The sequence below is a fragment of the Streptomyces sp. MnatMP-M17 genome, assembly GCF_900091995.1.
Classification (GTDB): domain Bacteria; phylum Actinomycetota; class Actinomycetes; order Streptomycetales; family Streptomycetaceae; genus Streptomyces.
Genome location: NZ_FMDK01000282.1, coordinates 14465 through 30448 on the forward strand (window position 1 = coordinate 14465; position 15984 = coordinate 30448).

The following is a 15984-nucleotide window of genomic DNA, read 5'->3' on the forward strand; positions in this document are numbered from 1 at the left end:
CAGGACAGGACAGCAAGCACCGTCACCGGACGCGTCACCGTACGGACTTCTCCCGTATCCCGTTCTGGGCATCCGCAGTCGCCAGCTGACGGGAACGACCGGACCGAACAGAAACGGGGCCACCTCATGACGAATTCCTCCACCCGCCCGATTGTGCGGGGCGCACGCGCACCATTTCACTCCAGCTCCCATGATGTGCTGTTCACCGAACTCTGCTCGATATTGTTCACCTCACTGTCCCGCAGCGACCAGTGCAGAAAAGGCATGCAGTACTTACGCGGCTTACTGGAGACCCAGGGACGCAAGTCGATACGTAATATCGCGGCGCTGCTCGGCGAGCAGGCTTCGGAGCAGAACCTTCATCACTTCATCTGTGATTCCACCTGGGACTGGACCCCGATCCGCAGGGCACTTGCCACCTACTGGGTAGGTATCTCACCTCCGCAGGCCTGGGTGGTACAGCCGATGATCATTCCCAAGACCGGACAGCACTCGGTGGGAGTGGACAAGCATTTCTTTCCGACCTTGGGACAGCTGCTGAACGCACAACGCGCCATCGGAGTCTGGGCGGTCTCGGAGGAGATGAGCACTCCGGTGAATTGGCGCCTTCATTTACCTCGGGCCTGGATCAAGGACGATCTCCGGCGGAGTCAGGTGTCGATTCCGGATGGAGTGGACGTGGAGACTCTGAGTGAATGCATGATCGAGGCGAGCCTTGAGACCACGAGGCGGTGGGGACTGCCCCTCCGGCCCGTGGTGCTCGACATCGGCGAGGCGAACGCGACAACGATCTTCGAGAAACTCGGCGCCACAGGTACACCACTCCTCGCGAGAGTCGGCGGAGACCTTCGTCTTGCCGTGGCGGATTCCATTCTTCCGGGCTGTGGAGGCAAGTTACTGCCCGCTTACCAGATCATGAGCCTGGCCAAGGACATGCGGCGGCCGGTCCTGGGAAAGGACTCCGGTCCGGAGCCGACGAGACGGCTGAATCTGGCCGCCACCGTCCGCGTCGGCCTGCCTTCCCTGCCTTCCCCGTCATCCGTGGAGGCCGCAGAAACAGGACACACCGCGGGGTGCGGGGAGTTGCTGCTGCTGGGTGTGGGCAAGGACGGCGGGCGCTGGCCCGCGGAGCTGTGGCTGACCAATCTGACGACCACACCACCGGCTTCCTTGCTGAGACTGAGCAAGCTCACCGCCAAGGTCGACCGGGACTTCACGGAGATCGCGGACCAGGTGGGTATCCGGGACTTCACGGGCCGTTCCTTCGGCGGATGGCACCGTCATGTCACACTCGCCTCGGCCGCTCATGCGATGGTCGCGCTGGCCAACTAAGGCCTGATAGGGCCTGATAGGGCCTGATCCAAAAGACAGGATTTGGGCCCGTTGGCCATGACACCACTTCATCGGGCCTTCCGCATGGCGCCCCTGGTTGTTATCGTCCCGGCCCCCGTGCGCGGCTGGGATGGCCTCCGCATCGTGTGGACGGCGTGCCGTGAGGCCGGGCCGTGTCGAGCACCAACCTGCTAGGGGAAACCATGTACGACGAAGACGGAAAGCCGCCGGAGCATCCGCGTGGAGCCGGCACGGCGCGGCGCATTCTGCGGACACGTGTCGCGCTCGGTGCGGCCGTCGTGCTCGCGGCTGTCAATCCCCTGACGCTGTCCGGATCGGCGCAGGCTCTCGCTCCGGCGGCGCCCGTAGCGGTCTCCGCTTCTCAGCAGGTGCAGTGGAAGACGGACACCGTGGCGCCCGGCGTGCAGGTGCGCACCGGCGTCATCCAGAACAAGGGCGTCACGCCGGTCTGGACGATCACGTTCCAGGCTCCGGCCGTCAACCGGCTGACGGGCGCGGCGACATGGGCTCCGCTGGGCGACCGTACCTGGGCCGACACCACCGAGCGGCAGCTCCGCGCCGCCGGGTTCGCGCCGCGAGTGGAGGGGGTCGTCTGGGACGAGTACGCGGACACACCGCGCGGCACGATGGGCTGGCAGGTACGGGTGGGCTCGTACGCCACCCAGGCCGAGGCCCAGAGCGCCAACCAGGCGATCGCGGCGGGCGGTTTCCGTACGGCCGTGGAGTGGACCGGCTACGACGGCCGACTGCTCGCCGACCGGGAGAGCATCCATGTAGCGGTCATCGACCCGGCCCGGTTCCGCGGCACGGTGGCGAGCACCCACGACGGCAATGTCGCGGACCGTGAGACGACCTCTTCCGTGGCCGTGAAGAACGGTTCCCTGCTCGCCGTCAACGGCGGCTTCTTCATCACCTCCGACGCCGACGGCGTACAGGGCACGGTGGCCGGTATCGCCGCCTACGCAGGCGAGCTGGAGTCGATGGCCGTCGGATCCCGTGCCGCGCTGATCCTGGCGGACGGCGGGCGGCATCCTCGTATCGCCGATCTGTCCACCACGGTCACCGCCCGGGCGAAGTCCTCCACCTACGCGGTGCAGGGCATCAACCGGCTTCCCGGAAAGGTGCGCAACTGCGGACGCCCCGGCGGCGCGCCCACCGAACTGGCCCGCCATGACACCACCTGCTCCCTCCCCGACGACCTGGTGAAGTTCACGCCGAGGTTCGGCGCCGCGCTGCCCGAGGGCACCGGCACTCAGGTCGTGCTCGACTCCAAGGACCGTGTGGTCTCCGCGGGCCCGCGCGGCGGTACGGTCCCGGCCGACGGTTCCGTCCTCCAGGGCATCGGCGGCGCGGCCGACTGGCTGACGGCCCACGGCCGTAAGGGCGAGCGGATCGCGGTGCGGGAGGTCATCCGCGACTCCGCGGGACGTCAGGTCGAGCTCGGCGCCCACGACAGCATCGTCAGCGCCGCGCCGACGCTGGTGAAGAACGGCCGGATCGCCATCGACGCCGCCACCGAGGGCACACTCGATCCGCTGGACCTCTCGTTCGGTTTCGCGTGGTCGAATGTGCGCCAGCCGCGCACGATGGCTGGTATCGACGGGCACGGGCGGCTGCTCCTGGTCACCGTCGACGGGCGTCAGCCGGGTGTCAGCGAGGGCTTCACGCTGGGCGAGGCCGCGCGCTTTATGCGCTCCCTGGGCGCGAAGCAGGCCCTCAATCTGGACGGCGGCGGCTCCAGCGCGATGGTGGTCGGCGGCAAGCTCGTCAACATCACCTCGGACGCGACCGGTGAGCGCGCCGTGGGCGACACCGTCCAGATCCTGCCGACCCGCCGACGCTGACCGGACAACCGCTCACCCGCTCAACCGCGCAGCCGCCCGGCCGGGTCTCTTCCCGGCCGGGCGGCCGATGTTCAATTGCGCCGGGACGGTGTTGAAGTCGTCAGGCCGGCTTCGATGGCGTCCAGCGTCCGGCGCGCGTCGGCGATCCGGGCCCGTAGCACCGCGTTGGAATCGTCCGCAGGCGATGGCTGCACGAGTACGGGTACGGAGGCGGGTGCCGGTGCCGGAACGGGACGGTCCTGTTCGGTTTCGAGTTCACGTGCCTCCTGAAGGGAGTTGATGACAACGCCGATGAGGAGGTTGACGAGGACGAACGAGCCGAGCAGAACGAAGGAGGCGAAGTAGACGATGGTCCAGCGCGAGATCTCCAGCCCGGCCCGGACCGCGTCACCGAGGCCGTCCAGAGTCACGAGGAGGAAGAGCGTGAGGGCCGCGCGGCCGAAGGATCCGTAGTGCTCGGGATCGTCGTCGGCGAAGACCATCCAGCCGACCATGGCGTACACATACAGCAGGAGTGCGCCGACGAGCAGGAAACTCAGTGTGCCGGGCAGGCTCTTGCCGACCGCGACGATGACGATACGCAGCTGTGGCAGGAACCGCGCGGCGCGCAGCACGCGCGCCAGGCGCAGCAGCCGGAGCACGGTGGCGTTCTCGCGGGCGAACGGCATGAAGGCCAGAGCGACGACGAGCAGGTCGAAGACGTTCCACGGATCGCGGAAGAAGTCCCTGGGACGGTCCGCGTGGGCGGCGCCGCGCAGCAGTATCTCCGCCGTGAAGGCGGCGAGGAAGAGATGTTCCACGGCCTTCAGGACCTCGTGCCATTGGTGTACGACACCCGCGTAGGTCTCGACCCCCAGCAGGACGGCGTTGGCCGCGATGAGGCAGAACACGGTGGTGGCGAATGCACCGGAGTCCACGATGCGGCGGCTGCGGTCGGCGAGGGCGCGCCGTAAGGGCGCGGCGGTCCGTTCGGACATGGGTGAGTGGTTTCCTCGCAGGCGTGTCTCTTGCTCTCCAACAGGTGTGGATCTTAGAGGCTGTTGGTGTCGGGACTCTTTTCGGACTTTCACCGCCGGGCCGACGGGATACGGCGTCGGCCCGGTGTGCCGCCTCTATGCTTCTACACGAGTGTAGAGAAAGCGGGCGGCGGTCCGTGACCAAAGCCACACGCCACACGTACAAGAAGGAGTGAACGCCACGATGGTGTTCAAACGGCTGCTCGGCTCGCTCGGTGTGGGCGGCCCCACGGTGGACACGGTCCTCGACACGGGCGCGGTGCTGCCCGGAGGCAGCCTCACCGGTCAGGTCCATCTCAAGGGCGGCAGCGCCGCCTTCGACATCGAGCAGATCACCCTGGAGCTGGTCGCGCGCGTCGAGGTGGAGCATGACGAGGGCGAGAGCGACGGCGTTCTCACTTTCGACCGGTTCACCGTGGGCGGAGGCTTTCGTCTCGCCGAGGACCAGCTGTTCAGCGTTCCGTTCTCCGTGGCGCTGCCGTGGGAGACTCCCGTCACCGAACTGCACGGCCAGGGCCTGGGCGTCGTACTCGGAGTGCGTACCGAACTCGCGGTGGCCGGAGCCAAGGACAAGGGCGACCTGGACGCGCTCGCGGTGCGTCCGCTGCCGGTCCAGGAGGCCGTCCTCGAAGCCCTCGGACAGCTCGGCTTCGGTTTCAAGTCCGCGGATCTCGAATACGGCCGTATCGGCGGCACCGGACAGCAGTTGCCGTTCTACCAGGAGATCGAGCTCACTCCCGCGCCGCAGTACGCCCATGCCATGCGAGAGATCGAGGTGACCTTCCTGGCGAACCCGGGCGGCATGGAGGTGGTGCTCGAAGCCGACAAGCCCGGTGGTTTCTTCTCGTCCGGACATGACGCGCTGACCCGGTTCACGGTCGGCCACCACGGTGTCGACCAGCGTGACTGGGCCGCCGAAGTCGACGGCTGGGTACGCCAGTTGGCCGACCGCCATGGCTCCCACGCCGTTCCTGCCGCTCCGTACGGACACGGCGGTGACCCGTACGGACACGGCGGTGGGTACGGCGGATACGCGCACAAGGACGAGCATGGCCATGGTCACGGCGGTCACCACCACGACAGCCACCACGACGACCACCAGCGCTCCGGGCCCGGGATGGGCACCGTCATCGCCGCCGGCGCGGCGGGACTGGCGGTCGGAGTCGTCGGCGGGATGGTGGCCGCCGAGGTCGTGGACGAGGTCGGCGACTTCTTCGAAGGAGACGACGAGGAAGAGGAAGGCGGCGACGAGGACTGAGGCGAGGGCTGAGACGCCTTCGCCCCTGTCCCTGCTAGCTTCTACAGCATTGTAGAAGAAGTGGTGGTCCGGGCCGCTCCTTACGCGGTCCGGGCAGCCCCTGACTGTATGGAGTTTTCATGGCCCTGTGGGATCGCATCAAGGAGTCCGCATCGACGATGCAGACCCAGCTCAACGCCAAGAAGAACGACCTCAAGAGCGGCGCGTTCCGCGATGCGAGCATGGCGATGTGCGCGTTGGTCGCCGCCGCCGACGGCACGATCGATCCGCAAGAACGACGCAAGGTCGCCCAGCTCATCATGAGCAACGAGGTGCTCCAGAACTTCCCCGCCGATGATCTGCAGCGCCGCTTCGACGGCTACCTCGACAAGCTCACCGCCGACTTCGACTTCGGCAAGGTCAGCGTCCTCCAGGAGGTCGCCAAGGCGAAGAAGAAGCCCACCGAGGCCCGTGCCGTCATCCAGATCGGCATTGTCATCGGCGGCGCCGACGGCGACTTCGACAAGACCGAGCAGGCGGTCGTCCGCGAGGCGTGCTACGCGCTCGACCTGCCGCCGCACGAGTTCGACCTGTAATCCCGGATATGCGTGTGAGGGCGTCCCGTCCTGATGTGACGGGGCGCCCTCACGCGTGTGCGGCGTGGCGTGGGATCACGTGGCGGAGGAGCTCGCCCGGTCGGGGGGCTCTCCGTAACTTCTACAGTGCTGTAGATTTAGCTGTGGATCCAAGGGACCGGGATTCCCGGAACCGGCCCTCTGCCTGGGGCTCGGTGCGGGAACACGTGAAGGGAACAGCGACATGGGTGTGAGTCTGGCCAAGGGCGGCAACGTCTCTCTCAGCAAGGAGGCTCCGGGGCTGACCGCGGTCCTCGTCGGGCTGGGCTGGGACGCGCGCAGCACCACCGGCCTCGACTACGACCTCGACGCCAGCGCGTTGCTGGTGGACAGCAGCGGCAAGGTGCTCTCCGACCAGCACTTCATCTTCTACAACAACCTGAAGAGCCCTGACGGTTCGGTGGAGCACACCGGCGACAACCTGACCGGTGAGGGCGAGGGCGACGACGAGTCCCTCAAGGTCGATCTGAGCGCCGTCCCCGCCGAGGTGTCGAAGATCGTCTTCCCGGTCTCCATCCACGACGCCGAGAGCCGCGGCCAGAGCTTCGGCCAGGTCCGCAACGCCTTCATCCGCGTGGTCAACCAGACGGGCGGCGCCGAACTCGCCCGCTACGACCTGAGCGAGGACGCGGCGACCGAGACCGCGATGGTCTTCGGCGAGCTGTACCGGCACGGCGAGGAGTGGAAGTTCCGCGCGGTCGGCCAGGGTTACGCCTCCGGACTGGCCGGAATCGCGGCCGACTTCGGCGTAGGCGTCTGACGCCACCACACCGGCACTCCGACCCCGACCCCGACCATTGGCCTGGGGTGCCGGGGTTGGGGTGCCGCCTTGCCCATGCGGGCGACCGGAGTGTTTGACTTGCCCGCATGTCGATGAACCTTGGTGTGTCCCGACCTGACCAGGCTGCCTATATGCTGCGTACCGCCGCCGACCGTGCTGGTCGTGCGTACAAGCAGGAGTTGATCGACCTGCTGGACATTCAGCAGGGCCAGACCGCGCTGGATGTGGGATGCGGTCCGGGCACGGATCTGGCGGTGCTGGCGGAACGCGTCGGTGTGAGTGGCTCGGTGATCGGTGTGGACCGTGATCCGGCCATGCTCGCCGAGGCCCGTCGGCGTACGGAGGGTCTGCCAGGTGTGGAGCTCCGCGAGGGAGACGTCCATGCCCTTCCCGTCGAGCCGGGAACAGTGGACCGGGCCAAGATCGACCGGGTCCTTATGCACGTCGCCGAACCCGCCGACGTTCTCGCACAACTGCACCGCGCCACCCGGCCAGGCGCTCTGATCGGTCTTGTCGAACCTGACTGGGACACCCTGGTCGTCGACGCGGAAGATCTTGAGACAAGCCGCGCCTTCACCCGTTACACCACCGCGGAGGTGGTACGTCACGCCACCATCGGCCGCAGCCTCGCCCGCCTCGCCGAGCAGGCGGGCTTCAGCGTGGAGACGGCCCGCGTCACGGCACCGGTGTTCCGCGAGTTCCAGGACGCCGACCACACACTGGGACTCGGCCGCAACATGCAACAGGCCATCGAGGCAGGCCATATCGACCGGGACCGCGGCCACCGCTGGTTCGCCGGCCTCTCACAAGGAACGTTCTTCGCGTCGTTCTCCCTCGTCAGTGTGGTTTGCTCACGGTGATCTGCTGACCCGGTCCCGTGGCGCCGTTCAAATGACCGTCACGGGTGCCGGTCATGCCTCCAGCATCGCGAGAGAGACCTCCCCCAGGCGGGCGGCGTCCTGTTCGTCCAGTGCGTGCGCGGCGACGCCGGACGGTTCTGTGCTGTCCGCGCTCTGCGGATTGTGGGACAGGGACTCGCCGCGGTTCTCGAAGTAGCGTCCGCCGACGCCCTCCCCGGCGGGGAAGCGGCCACTCGACGGCGCTCCGTACGACCGGGCCCCGGGCGGTTGCGTCAGCACCGCCGCCATGGCATCAGGCCGACAGGGGCGAGCCCGGTGCGTTCGAGGCGCCGAGGCGGTTGATGTCCGGGCTGTACAGCACGGTCGGACCTGTCCCCGCGAGGCCCACGACCTCGATCATCGCCCGTCCCAGGTGGTCGGTCGTCGTCACATGGCGTGGGATCACCCGGCGCAGGACCGGATAGAGCCATGAGGTCAGGCGGTACAGCACGCGGTACGTGGCCGTTCTGGAGACGGCGCCGTGGCGGGGCTGAATATAACCGGGCCGGAACATATAGGCGTGGAAGGGCATGGCGAGCAGTTCGTTCTCCGTGCGGCCCTTGACCCGGGCCCACATGGAGCGGCCCTTCTCCGTACTGTCGGTTCCCTCTCCCGATACATAGGTGAAGGTGAGGGCGGGATTCTCCGCGTACACCGCACGTGCGGCGGCCAAGGTGTAGTCGTAGGTGATCCGCGTGTACTCCGCCTCCGACAGGCCGGCGGAGCTGACGCCGAGACAGAAGAAGCAGGCATCGAGGCCGACGAGCTCGTCCCGGATCGCGGTGAGATCGGTGAAGTCCGAGTGGACGACCTCGCGCAGCTTCGGATGGCTCACCGCCAGTGGAGTGCGTACGACGACGAGGACACCTCTGATCCGCTCGTCCCGCAGACAGGCGTGGAGGACACCCTGTCCCACCATGCCGGACACTCCGAAGATGACCACATTCACGTGCTGAGCTCCCTGTCGACGGTTGATGTCATGTGTCGGCCGCGGTCGTCGGTCATGCGTTCAGGACCGCCGCGGCGGCGGCCACGATCGTGGCGCGGCGGCGCTTCCGGTCCACGGCCGCGTCCATGGCCGGATTCAACGGCAGACCGCCGAGGGACAGCAGGACGAGAAGATCACGCAGCTCTTCGGCGGGCAGCCGGGATGTGACGAGACCGTCCTTCTGCGCCTGGGCGATGAGGGCGGCCTTCTCCTCCTGCGCCTTGAGCACGGCATCGGGTACTTCGTGATGCGGGCGTTCCAGCTCGCGCCAGGCGGCGAAACGTACGACCTCGGGATGGGCCTCGTAGTAGTCGTGCAGGCGTCCCGCGTAACCCGGCAGGTCGGTGGGATCCATCGGAACGGCTGTCACGATCTCCACGACCAGACGGCTGTAAACCGTGTCGAACAGGTCCGTTTTGCTGCCGAAGTAACGGTAGAGCAGGGCATTGTTCACGCCCGCGGTTGTGGTGATGCGGTCGACGCGAGCCCCGGCGATCCCGTGGCGGGCGAACTCCTCCGTGGCGGCGGCCAGGATCTTGCGCCGTGTCTCGTCTGCGTTGCGGACCATGGTCCCAGCCTATGTAGGTAGGTCCTTACTTGCCAAGTGGTCCGGCCCGTCCTGACGACTCGCCCTGCGGACTGGAAGGCGCGTTATGGGGCGCCGACCCGGAACGCGCCATGAACGTCCCCGGCGCCCCGGAGCGGCCTAGGGTCTTTCGTTTGGATCAGGCTGGGTGAGGGAGCGTGCCCAGCCTGATCCAAACGAAAGACCCTAGCTCAGGTGCTTGGCGATTTCCCAGCTTGCTGCCAGTTCGACGTCGCCGTTGATCCGTACGTCGATCAGGACCGGGCCGTTCTCGACGGAGAGTGCTCGGTCGATCTCGCCGAGGTCGTCGGGGTTGCGTACGGTGAAGCCCTTGGCGCCGAAGCCCGCCGCCAGTTTCGCGAAGTCGGGCTCGGGCATGTCGGCGTAGGACGGGTTCAGCTTCTTGTGGATCAGGTCGTGCTTCTCCTGGCCCACCGCGTGGTCGTTGAAGACGACCACCGTGAGCGGCAGCTTGTGGCGTACGGCCGTATGGAAGTCGGCGACGTTCATCATGAACGAGGCGTCTCCGGTCGCGTGGGTGACACGCTGTCCGGGACGTGCGAAGCAGGCGCCGATCGCGAGGGCGAGACCCTGGCCGATGGCGCCGAAGTCCCAGCCGACCGCCCAGTTCTCCGCGCGTGGCACGGTGAGGATCTTCGCGCAGACCATGGCCGCGTGGCCGCCGTCGAGCACCAGGACACGGTCGTCCTTCGGCAGCGCGTCCTCGAGATGCCGTACCGCACGGCGTGGATCCGTCGCGTCTCCGTCGTTGTAGTGCACGGCCGTCGGCTTCCGATCGTCCTGGAGCCGCTGTACGAGTCCGGCGTCGGGCCGGCGCGCGTCCACCGTCTCGGCGAGCCGGTCCACCAGGGCCGACACGGCCGTTCTGGCGTCGGCCGTCATACCGACCGCCACCCGGGCGTACCAGCCGAAGGCGTCGGGCCGGTCGTCGATCTGGATGATCTTCTTCCCGTTCGCCAGGAGCTTGCCGAAGTCGGTCGTCCATTCGTTCAGGCTGGCGCCGACCACCACCATCACATCGCTCTCGGCAAGTGTTTCCACTGTCAGCTTCGAGCCCAGTCCGCCGCTGACTCCCAGATACAGCGGATAATCGGCACAGAATCCGGCGGCGAGAATGGATACTCCGACCGGTGCGCCAAGACGTTCGGCCAGTCTGCGCACCTCGGATTCCGCCCCGGAATTCCTCGCGCCGAGTCCGCAGAGAATCGTCGGGCGCCGGGCCGAGGCGAGCAGCTTGACCGCTTCCTCGACATCCTGAGTACGCGGCGGCTGGAGGGTGTTGGGCGCGTACATGGGCCGGTACGTCCATCCGGGATCCGGAATCTCCGTCTGCTGGATGTCCTGAGGAAGATTCAGAATGAACGGCCCTTTCCGCACCTTGATCTGACGGAATGCCTCACCGAGGCAGTAGTCCACATTGTGCACCGATTCCATTCGTACGGTGGCCTCGGTGGTGAGTCTGGCGAGCGCCGGCTGGTCCACCATTCCCTGCGGGTTGTACGGGTCACGGAGGGAGGCGTGTCCGGCGATCACCATCAGCGGCGTGCGGTGCAGCCGTGCCGCCACCAGCGAGGTCGTGGCATTGGTGTAGCCGGGCCCTTGGGTGACCGACGCGAGACCGGGCCTGCCGCTGAACCGGGCGTAACCGTCGGCCATGCCGACGGCGCCGGCTTCATGGTGGGCGTGGACGAATGTCGCGCCGTGCCGTTCGCCCAAATCCACGATCATGTCCTGGTTCGCGTCGCCCATCACGGCGAACAAGTGGTCGAGCCCTTCGGCGGCGATCGCGTCGGTCACAGCCTGGAATGCCTTCATCGGAGATTTCCTTCGGGTTCGGACGGGTTCGGACGGTCTCGGACCAACGGGCGCCGATGCTTTCGGCGGAATACGGAGTTGTCTTCGTACGGCGTTGCCGTTCCCCGTAGGCGCTTGACGGTGCGGCCGATCGGCTTTCTCGGCGCCGCCGGAGAGCCCGAGCGTAATGCACCCTTACGCCGCGGATCCCGACAACGGGGCGCGGTGAGTGCCACCGTCCTGACGCGGCACCGATTCGGCGTAACTCCGTGAATTACGGCCTCTCATGGCGGCACGGCCTCTCAACGCGCGAGCTTTTCATTGCACCGGACCCGCGCCGAGACCGTTCCGGACGCGTTCCGACACCGTCCGGCCGTTCGTACGGGACGGATACGTCCCAGGACGGCTAGGCGCGGTTTGCCCCCGTTGTCAACGGAGCATCGGCAGCGGGATTACCGCGCGATGGTCCATCGGTTACCGGGCGGAGTTAGCGTCCCTTAGTCCTGAGGGACGCGGCGTCCACCAGTGGCGGACGGCAGGGGTGGCAGATACGAGCAGTGACAGAGATTGAGGAGGCACCCCGCCATGACGGGTAAGACGGGTAAGAACGTGCGACGAGCCGTGGTGTTGGGCGGGAGCATCGCGGGTCTGCTCGCGGCGCGGGCACTGTCGGAGGCGTACGACGAGGTCGTCGTCGTGGACCGGGACGAGCTGACCGATCTCCCGGAGAACCGGCGCGGAGTGCCGCAAGGACGCCATGTGCACGGGATACTGGCCCGGGGCCAGCAGATCATCGAAGAGTATTTCCCCGGTATCACCGAGGAGTTGGAGGCGGCCGGCGCCGTCACGGGCGACGTGGCCGGGAATGTCCGCTGGATCATGGACGGCATTCCGATGAGCCAGGGCGACTCCGGACTCCTCGCCGTATCCGTCGCCCGTCCCACGCTGGAGGCGCATATCCGCCACCGGGTACGGGCGCTGGCCAATGTCGAGATCCTGGACCGAAGAGAGGTCGTCGGCCTGCGGTTCGCTCCGGTCGCGCACCATGTGACCGGCGTACGGACGGTGGACCGCCGGGATCCGGGCGGCACCTCCGTCGTCGACGCCGAGCTCGTGGTCGACACCATGGGCCGCGGCTCACAGGTCCCGCGATGGCTGAAGGACCACGGCTGGCCGGGCGTCCCGGAGGACCGCACACAGGTCGGCCTCACCTACACCACCCGGCACTACCGGGCCGGACCCGAGCCGTCGCCCGGCGACATCTCCGTCGACATCGTCGCCACACCGGACAATCCTCGCGGTGCGATATGCGCGCGCATCGACGGTGAGCGTCAGATCGTGACCGCGTACGGAATCCTCGGTGATGTACCGCCCACCGATCCGGAGGGCTTTCTCGACTTCCTCAAGTCGCTCTCCTCGCCAGAGATCTACGAGGCGCTGGTGGTCGGCAGGGAGCCGCTCGACGCCCCGGTGTCCTACCGGTTCCCGGCCAGTCTGCGCCGCCGCTACGAGCGGCTGGACCGTTTCCCGACCGGGCTGCTCGTCATGGGAGACGCGGTGTGCAGCTTCAACCCGACGTACGGACAAGGGATGACGGTCGCGGCGCTCGGCTCCGTCGTACTGCGCGCGCACGCGACGGGCGACGGCCCGCCCGATCCGGTCGCCTACTTCCGTGATCTCGCCCGCGACGCGGTGGACGAGGCTTGGCGGCAGGCGCTCAGCAACGATCTGGGCTTTCCCGGAGTCGAGGGAGACAGAACACCGGAGATCCTCGCCGACCAGGAGTACATCGGCCTGGTCCTGGAGGCGGCGCAGCGGGACGGTGAGGTCGCGGCGGCCTACGCGCGTGTCATCGGTCTGGTCGATCCGCCCGAGGCGTTGCGCTCCCCGAGAGTGCGCGAGGCGCTGAAGGCGGACTGACATCCATCGACCTGCCCGGCCCGCTCCGTCCCCGTCCGGTCCCGCCCGGCCCACTCCGCCCACGGACAGGCAGCCCTGATGCAGATCTCCCTGAACGAGCTGGTCTTCGACGTCGACGTGGCGGGACCCGAGGACGGTGATCCGGTCCTTCTGCTCCATGGCTTTCCGCACAACCGGCAGTCCTGGAGCGATATCGCGCCGGTCCTGCACCGGGCCGGACTGCGTACGGTCGCTCCCGACCAGCGCGGTTACTCGCCCGGTGCCCGTCCCGAACCGACGGCCGCGTACGCGCTTCCGGAGCTGGCGGGCGATGCCCTGGGCATCCTGGACGCCCTCGGCATCGCCTCGGCGCATATCGCAGGCCATGACTGGGGCGCGGTCGTCGGCTGGTATCTGGCGGCGCGGGCGCCGGAGCGGGTACGGAGCCTGACGGCGTCGGCGTTCCCGCATCTGGACGCCTACCAGCACGCGCTGCGGGTGGATCCCGAGCAGCGAGACAACTCGGGATATATCGAAACGCTCAGCGCCGAGGACGCGGCCGACTCCTTCCTCGCCGACGGCTCGGCGGGGCTCGACGGATGGTTCCGGCAGGCGGGCGAGGGCGTGCTGAGCGAGGAGCAGATCCAGCGGTACGTTCGCTTCCACAGCGGTCCCGGCACACTGCGGGCCGCGCTCAAGTGGTACCGGGCGGGAACGCTGCGGGACGACAACGGTCCGCTCGGGCCCGTCGCCGTGCCGACCACCCATATCTGGAGCGAACACGATCCGTCGGTCAGTGTCTTCGCCGCGGAGCACACCGCGGACCATATGACGGGCGACTACCGCTTCGTCCGTCTTCAGGGCGTCTCGCACTGGCAGCCGCAGCAGGTCCCGGAGACGATCGCCGCGGAGATCCTCCACCGGGTGGGCCGCGTCTGAGCGTCCGTGCACGGTCCGTCCGGGCGGTACGTCCGCGTGGGTCACGTACCGTCCGTACGGTCAGTCGTCCCAGGCTCCGGCCGCCGCGGCCCGACCGGCGAATTCGGTGAAGTCCCGAGGAGCCCGGCCCAGCACCCGCTGGACACCGTCGGAGAGATAGGCGTCCTCGCCGTCCCGTATCCAGCGGTACAGCTTCGCCATGAAGTGGGCCGTGCCGGGCGGCATGCCCTGCGCGACAAGCCCGGCCATGTACTCCTCCTCGGAGACCGGTACGTAACGGATCGCGCGGCCGGTCGCCTTGGCGATTGTGTCCACGGCCTCTCCCATGCTCAGGGCGCGCGGCCCGGAGAGGGCGTAGACGACGCCCTCGTGGCCGTCCCCGGTGAGGACCGCCGCCGCGACCTCGGCGATGTCCTCGGCGTCGACGAACGGCTCCACTCCGTCGCCGGACGGCAGCCGCACTTCTCCGGACCGTAGCGGCCCGCGCAGTGTCTCGTCCTCGGTGAAGCCCTGCATGAACCAGGTCGGCCGGAGAATCGTCCAGGCGGCGCCGGATTCCGTCAACGCGTCCTCCGTCGCCAGCAGTTCCGGTTCACCGGAGTCGGCCCAGCCGCGCGCGGAGAGCAGGACCAGCCGCTCGACGCCGTGCTCGACGGCGAACGGAGCGAAGGCCCGCATCCGTTCGGCGGCGTGTTCGTTCTGCGCGTCCACCAGATAGGCGGCTCGCGTTCCGGACACCGCGGACTCCCAGGTGGACTCGTCGAACCAGTTGAAGCGGACCGGTGTGGTGCGGGCCACTGCCCTGACGTCCTCGCCGAGCCGCCGCAGCCGGGCCACCACATGCCGGCCGGTCTTGCCGGTACTGCCGATGACCAGGATGGGACCGTGTCCGCTACCGCGTTCCATGGCGTCGAGTAGACCATGAACGACCATATGAACAGGGCGAGTTGGCCGAAGCGGCGAGTCGACGGACGGCCGCCGGCGGAGGTCCGCGAGGGACGGATGCGACAGACCGGCACGGTCCGGATACGGGAACGGTACGGTCCGGATAGAGGACCGGCGCCCGTTCGTCAGGTCGTATGCCGGTGGTCAGGCCGTATGCCGGTGATCCGTCAGGAACTTCTCCTCCTCGTCCGCCGCGGTCTCGTGGTCCCTCGCCGCTCCGGCCTCCAGTCCGGCCCGGAACGCGTCCTCGCCGAGGCTCTCGCGGATCCGCGCGGAGATACGCTCCACATCGCCGCGCTCCGCCGGTGGCAGCGGCGCGCCCGAGAGCGTCCTGGTCTGTGCCGCGGTTCCCAGCAGCCGCGCCGCCCGCGTGTGCCGGCCCGCGAGCGAGTGCGCACCGGCGAGCCCTTCCAGCGCCAGCGCCACGGCCCGTGAATCACCTGTCACGCGCGCGGTGGCCAGACAGTCCTGGTGCAGGGCGAGCGCGGCGGCGGCATCACCACGCTGCTCCGCGACGAATCCCAACTCGGCCAGTACCAGGGCGAGTCCGGTGAACGCTCCCCGGCTGCGGTTCCACTCGCGCCACGGCCGCAGATGCTCCTCCGCGGTGTCCAGCCGGCCCTGACGCCGGGCGGCCAGCGCGAGTCCCAGCTCGGCGAACTGCGCCACTGGCCGGTTGCCCTGGTCGACCGCCAGCCGCAGCGCCCGCTCATGGAGCTCGTCCGCCTCCGTCAGCCGTTCCGCCAGCAGGGCGATCCGGCCCAGCCCCGAGAGCTTGCGGGACACCTCGGACCACAGCTCCAGGGATTCGGCGATACGCAGTCCCTCGCGGTGCAGCCCGGCGGCCAGTTCGTAGTCGGCGTTGATCTCCGCGAGGACGCTCAGCACCTCCGTCGCCTTGAGCTGGCCCCACGCGTCTCCCAGATCGATGAAGTGACCGCGGGCCTCCAGCGCGTTGCCGCGCATCGCCTCCAGATTGCCCCTGGCCATCGCGAGGGCGGCCCGGGTGCTGAGCGCCGCCGCCACACCCCAGGCGTCGCGCAGGGC

14 protein-coding genes and 1 pseudogene are annotated in these 15984 nt (G+C 68.1%); 8 read left to right on the forward strand and 7 right to left on the reverse strand.

Annotated elements, in window-relative coordinates; genetic code table 11:
* Positions 1 to 126: 126 nt before the first annotated feature.
* Together GA0115259_RS13410 and GA0115259_RS13415 are read left to right on the forward strand one after the other, a co-directional pair.
* Positions 127 to 1332, forward strand: a complete 1206-nt coding sequence (locus GA0115259_RS13410) for an IS701 family transposase (protein WP_093595667.1) — start codon at positions 127 to 129, stop codon at positions 1330 to 1332.
* 203 nt (positions 1333 to 1535) lie between these two features.
* A complete protein-coding gene (locus GA0115259_RS13415; RefSeq protein ID WP_093595670.1) occupies positions 1536 to 3197 on the forward strand; it encodes a phosphodiester glycosidase family protein in 1662 nt (553 codons plus the stop codon).
* 71 nt (positions 3198 to 3268) lie between these two features.
* Here the strand turns inward: GA0115259_RS13415 and GA0115259_RS13420 are convergent, their stop codons facing one another.
* Positions 3269 to 4174 (reverse strand): ion transporter, encoded by a 906-nt coding sequence (locus tag GA0115259_RS13420; protein WP_093595673.1) that lies wholly within the window; start codon positions 4172 to 4174, stop codon positions 3269 to 3271.
* A 223-nt stretch (positions 4175 to 4397) separates the two neighbouring features.
* Here GA0115259_RS13420 and GA0115259_RS13425 point away from each other — a divergent pair, with 223 nt between their 5' ends.
* The 4 genes from GA0115259_RS13425 (at position 4398) to GA0115259_RS13440 (ending at position 7726) form a co-directional block, all read left to right on the forward strand.
* On the forward strand, positions 4398 to 5471 hold the full coding sequence (locus GA0115259_RS13425) for a sporulation protein (RefSeq protein ID WP_161230365.1): 1074 nt from the start codon (positions 4398 to 4400) through the stop codon (positions 5469 to 5471).
* A 119-nt stretch (positions 5472 to 5590) separates the two neighbouring features.
* Positions 5591 to 6046, forward strand: coding sequence for a tellurite resistance TerB family protein (locus GA0115259_RS13430; protein ID WP_093595679.1), 456 nt, complete (start codon positions 5591 to 5593; stop codon positions 6044 to 6046).
* Positions 6047 to 6269: 223 nt separating this feature from the next.
* Complete coding sequence (locus tag GA0115259_RS13435) at positions 6270 to 6845, forward strand: TerD family protein (protein ID WP_093595682.1); 576 nt, start codon at positions 6270 to 6272, stop codon at positions 6843 to 6845.
* Positions 6846 to 6997: 152 nt separating this feature from the next.
* On the forward strand, positions 6998 to 7726 hold the full coding sequence (locus tag GA0115259_RS13440) for a methyltransferase domain-containing protein (RefSeq protein WP_237539977.1): 729 nt from the start codon (positions 6998 to 7000) through the stop codon (positions 7724 to 7726).
* Between the two features lie 51 nt (positions 7727 to 7777).
* On the opposite strand, the gene GA0115259_RS13445 is transcribed toward GA0115259_RS13440, so the two are convergent.
* The 4 genes from GA0115259_RS13445 to GA0115259_RS13460 all read right to left on the reverse strand — a co-directional run bounded on the left by GA0115259_RS13445 (position 7778) and on the right by GA0115259_RS13460 (position 11175).
* Positions 7778 to 8005, reverse strand: coding sequence for a hypothetical protein (locus GA0115259_RS13445; RefSeq protein ID WP_141716554.1), 228 nt, complete (start codon positions 8003 to 8005; stop codon positions 7778 to 7780).
* A gap of 13 nt (positions 8006 to 8018) precedes the next feature.
* Positions 8019 to 8714 (reverse strand): Rossmann-fold NAD(P)-binding domain-containing protein, encoded by a 696-nt coding sequence (locus tag GA0115259_RS13450; RefSeq protein ID WP_093595690.1) that lies wholly within the window; start codon positions 8712 to 8714, stop codon positions 8019 to 8021.
* Positions 8715 to 8766: 52 nt separating this feature from the next.
* The gene (locus GA0115259_RS13455) at positions 8767 to 9321 is read right to left on the reverse strand and encodes a TetR/AcrR family transcriptional regulator (protein WP_093595693.1); all 555 of its coding nucleotides are present in this window, start codon (positions 9319 to 9321) and stop codon (positions 8767 to 8769) included.
* A 204-nt stretch (positions 9322 to 9525) separates the two neighbouring features.
* Entirely contained in the window at positions 9526 to 11175 is a 1650-nt protein-coding gene (locus tag GA0115259_RS13460) for a thiamine pyrophosphate-binding protein (RefSeq protein ID WP_093595696.1), read from the reverse strand.
* 564 nt (positions 11176 to 11739) lie between these two features.
* On the opposite strand from GA0115259_RS13460, the gene GA0115259_RS13465 reads away from it, so the two are divergent.
* The gene (locus GA0115259_RS13465; protein ID WP_093595699.1) at positions 11740 to 13074 is read left to right on the forward strand and encodes an FAD-dependent oxidoreductase; all 1335 of its coding nucleotides are present in this window, start codon (positions 11740 to 11742) and stop codon (positions 13072 to 13074) included.
* 78 nt (positions 13075 to 13152) lie between these two features.
* Positions 13153 to 13992, forward strand: a complete 840-nt coding sequence (locus tag GA0115259_RS13470) for an alpha/beta fold hydrolase (protein ID WP_093595702.1) — start codon at positions 13153 to 13155, stop codon at positions 13990 to 13992.
* A 60-nt stretch (positions 13993 to 14052) separates the two neighbouring features.
* Here GA0115259_RS13470 and GA0115259_RS13475 read toward each other — a convergent pair whose 3' ends face one another.
* Both GA0115259_RS13475 and GA0115259_RS13480 read right to left on the reverse strand, forming a co-directional pair.
* Positions 14053 to 14898, reverse strand: a complete 846-nt coding sequence (locus tag GA0115259_RS13475) for an NAD(P)H-binding protein (protein ID WP_093595705.1) — start codon at positions 14896 to 14898, stop codon at positions 14053 to 14055.
* A 183-nt stretch (positions 14899 to 15081) separates the two neighbouring features.
* Positions 15082 to 15984, reverse strand: a pseudogene (locus GA0115259_RS13480) (AfsR/SARP family transcriptional regulator); the annotation flags it as partial.

What these genes read in the sequence shown, in the direction of transcription:
- GA0115259_RS13410 (WP_093595667.1), top strand. Translation starts at nt 127, where the DNA reads ATGACGAATTCCTCCACCCGCCCGATTGTGCGGGGCGCACGCGCACCA.
- GA0115259_RS13415 (WP_093595670.1), top strand. Translation starts at nt 1,536, where the DNA reads ATGTACGACGAAGACGGAAAGCCGCCGGAGCATCCGCGTGGAGCCGGC.
- GA0115259_RS13420 (WP_093595673.1), bottom strand. Translation starts at nt 4,174, where the DNA reads ATGTCCGAACGGACCGCCGCGCCCTTACGGCGCGCCCTCGCCGACCGC.
- GA0115259_RS13425 (WP_161230365.1), top strand. Translation starts at nt 4,398, where the DNA reads ATGGTGTTCAAACGGCTGCTCGGCTCGCTCGGTGTGGGCGGCCCCACG.
- GA0115259_RS13430 (WP_093595679.1), top strand. Translation starts at nt 5,591, where the DNA reads ATGGCCCTGTGGGATCGCATCAAGGAGTCCGCATCGACGATGCAGACC.
- GA0115259_RS13435 (WP_093595682.1), top strand. Translation starts at nt 6,270, where the DNA reads ATGGGTGTGAGTCTGGCCAAGGGCGGCAACGTCTCTCTCAGCAAGGAG.
- GA0115259_RS13440 (WP_237539977.1), top strand. Translation starts at nt 6,998, where the DNA reads ATGCTGCGTACCGCCGCCGACCGTGCTGGTCGTGCGTACAAGCAGGAG.
- GA0115259_RS13455 (WP_093595693.1), bottom strand. Translation starts at nt 9,321, where the DNA reads ATGGTCCGCAACGCAGACGAGACACGGCGCAAGATCCTGGCCGCCGCC.
- GA0115259_RS13460 (WP_093595696.1), bottom strand. Translation starts at nt 11,175, where the DNA reads ATGAAGGCATTCCAGGCTGTGACCGACGCGATCGCCGCCGAAGGGCTC.
- GA0115259_RS13465 (WP_093595699.1), top strand. Translation starts at nt 11,740, where the DNA reads ATGACGGGTAAGACGGGTAAGAACGTGCGACGAGCCGTGGTGTTGGGC.
- GA0115259_RS13470 (WP_093595702.1), top strand. Translation starts at nt 13,153, where the DNA reads ATGCAGATCTCCCTGAACGAGCTGGTCTTCGACGTCGACGTGGCGGGA.
- GA0115259_RS13475 (WP_093595705.1), bottom strand. Translation starts at nt 14,898, where the DNA reads ATGGAACGCGGTAGCGGACACGGTCCCATCCTGGTCATCGGCAGTACC.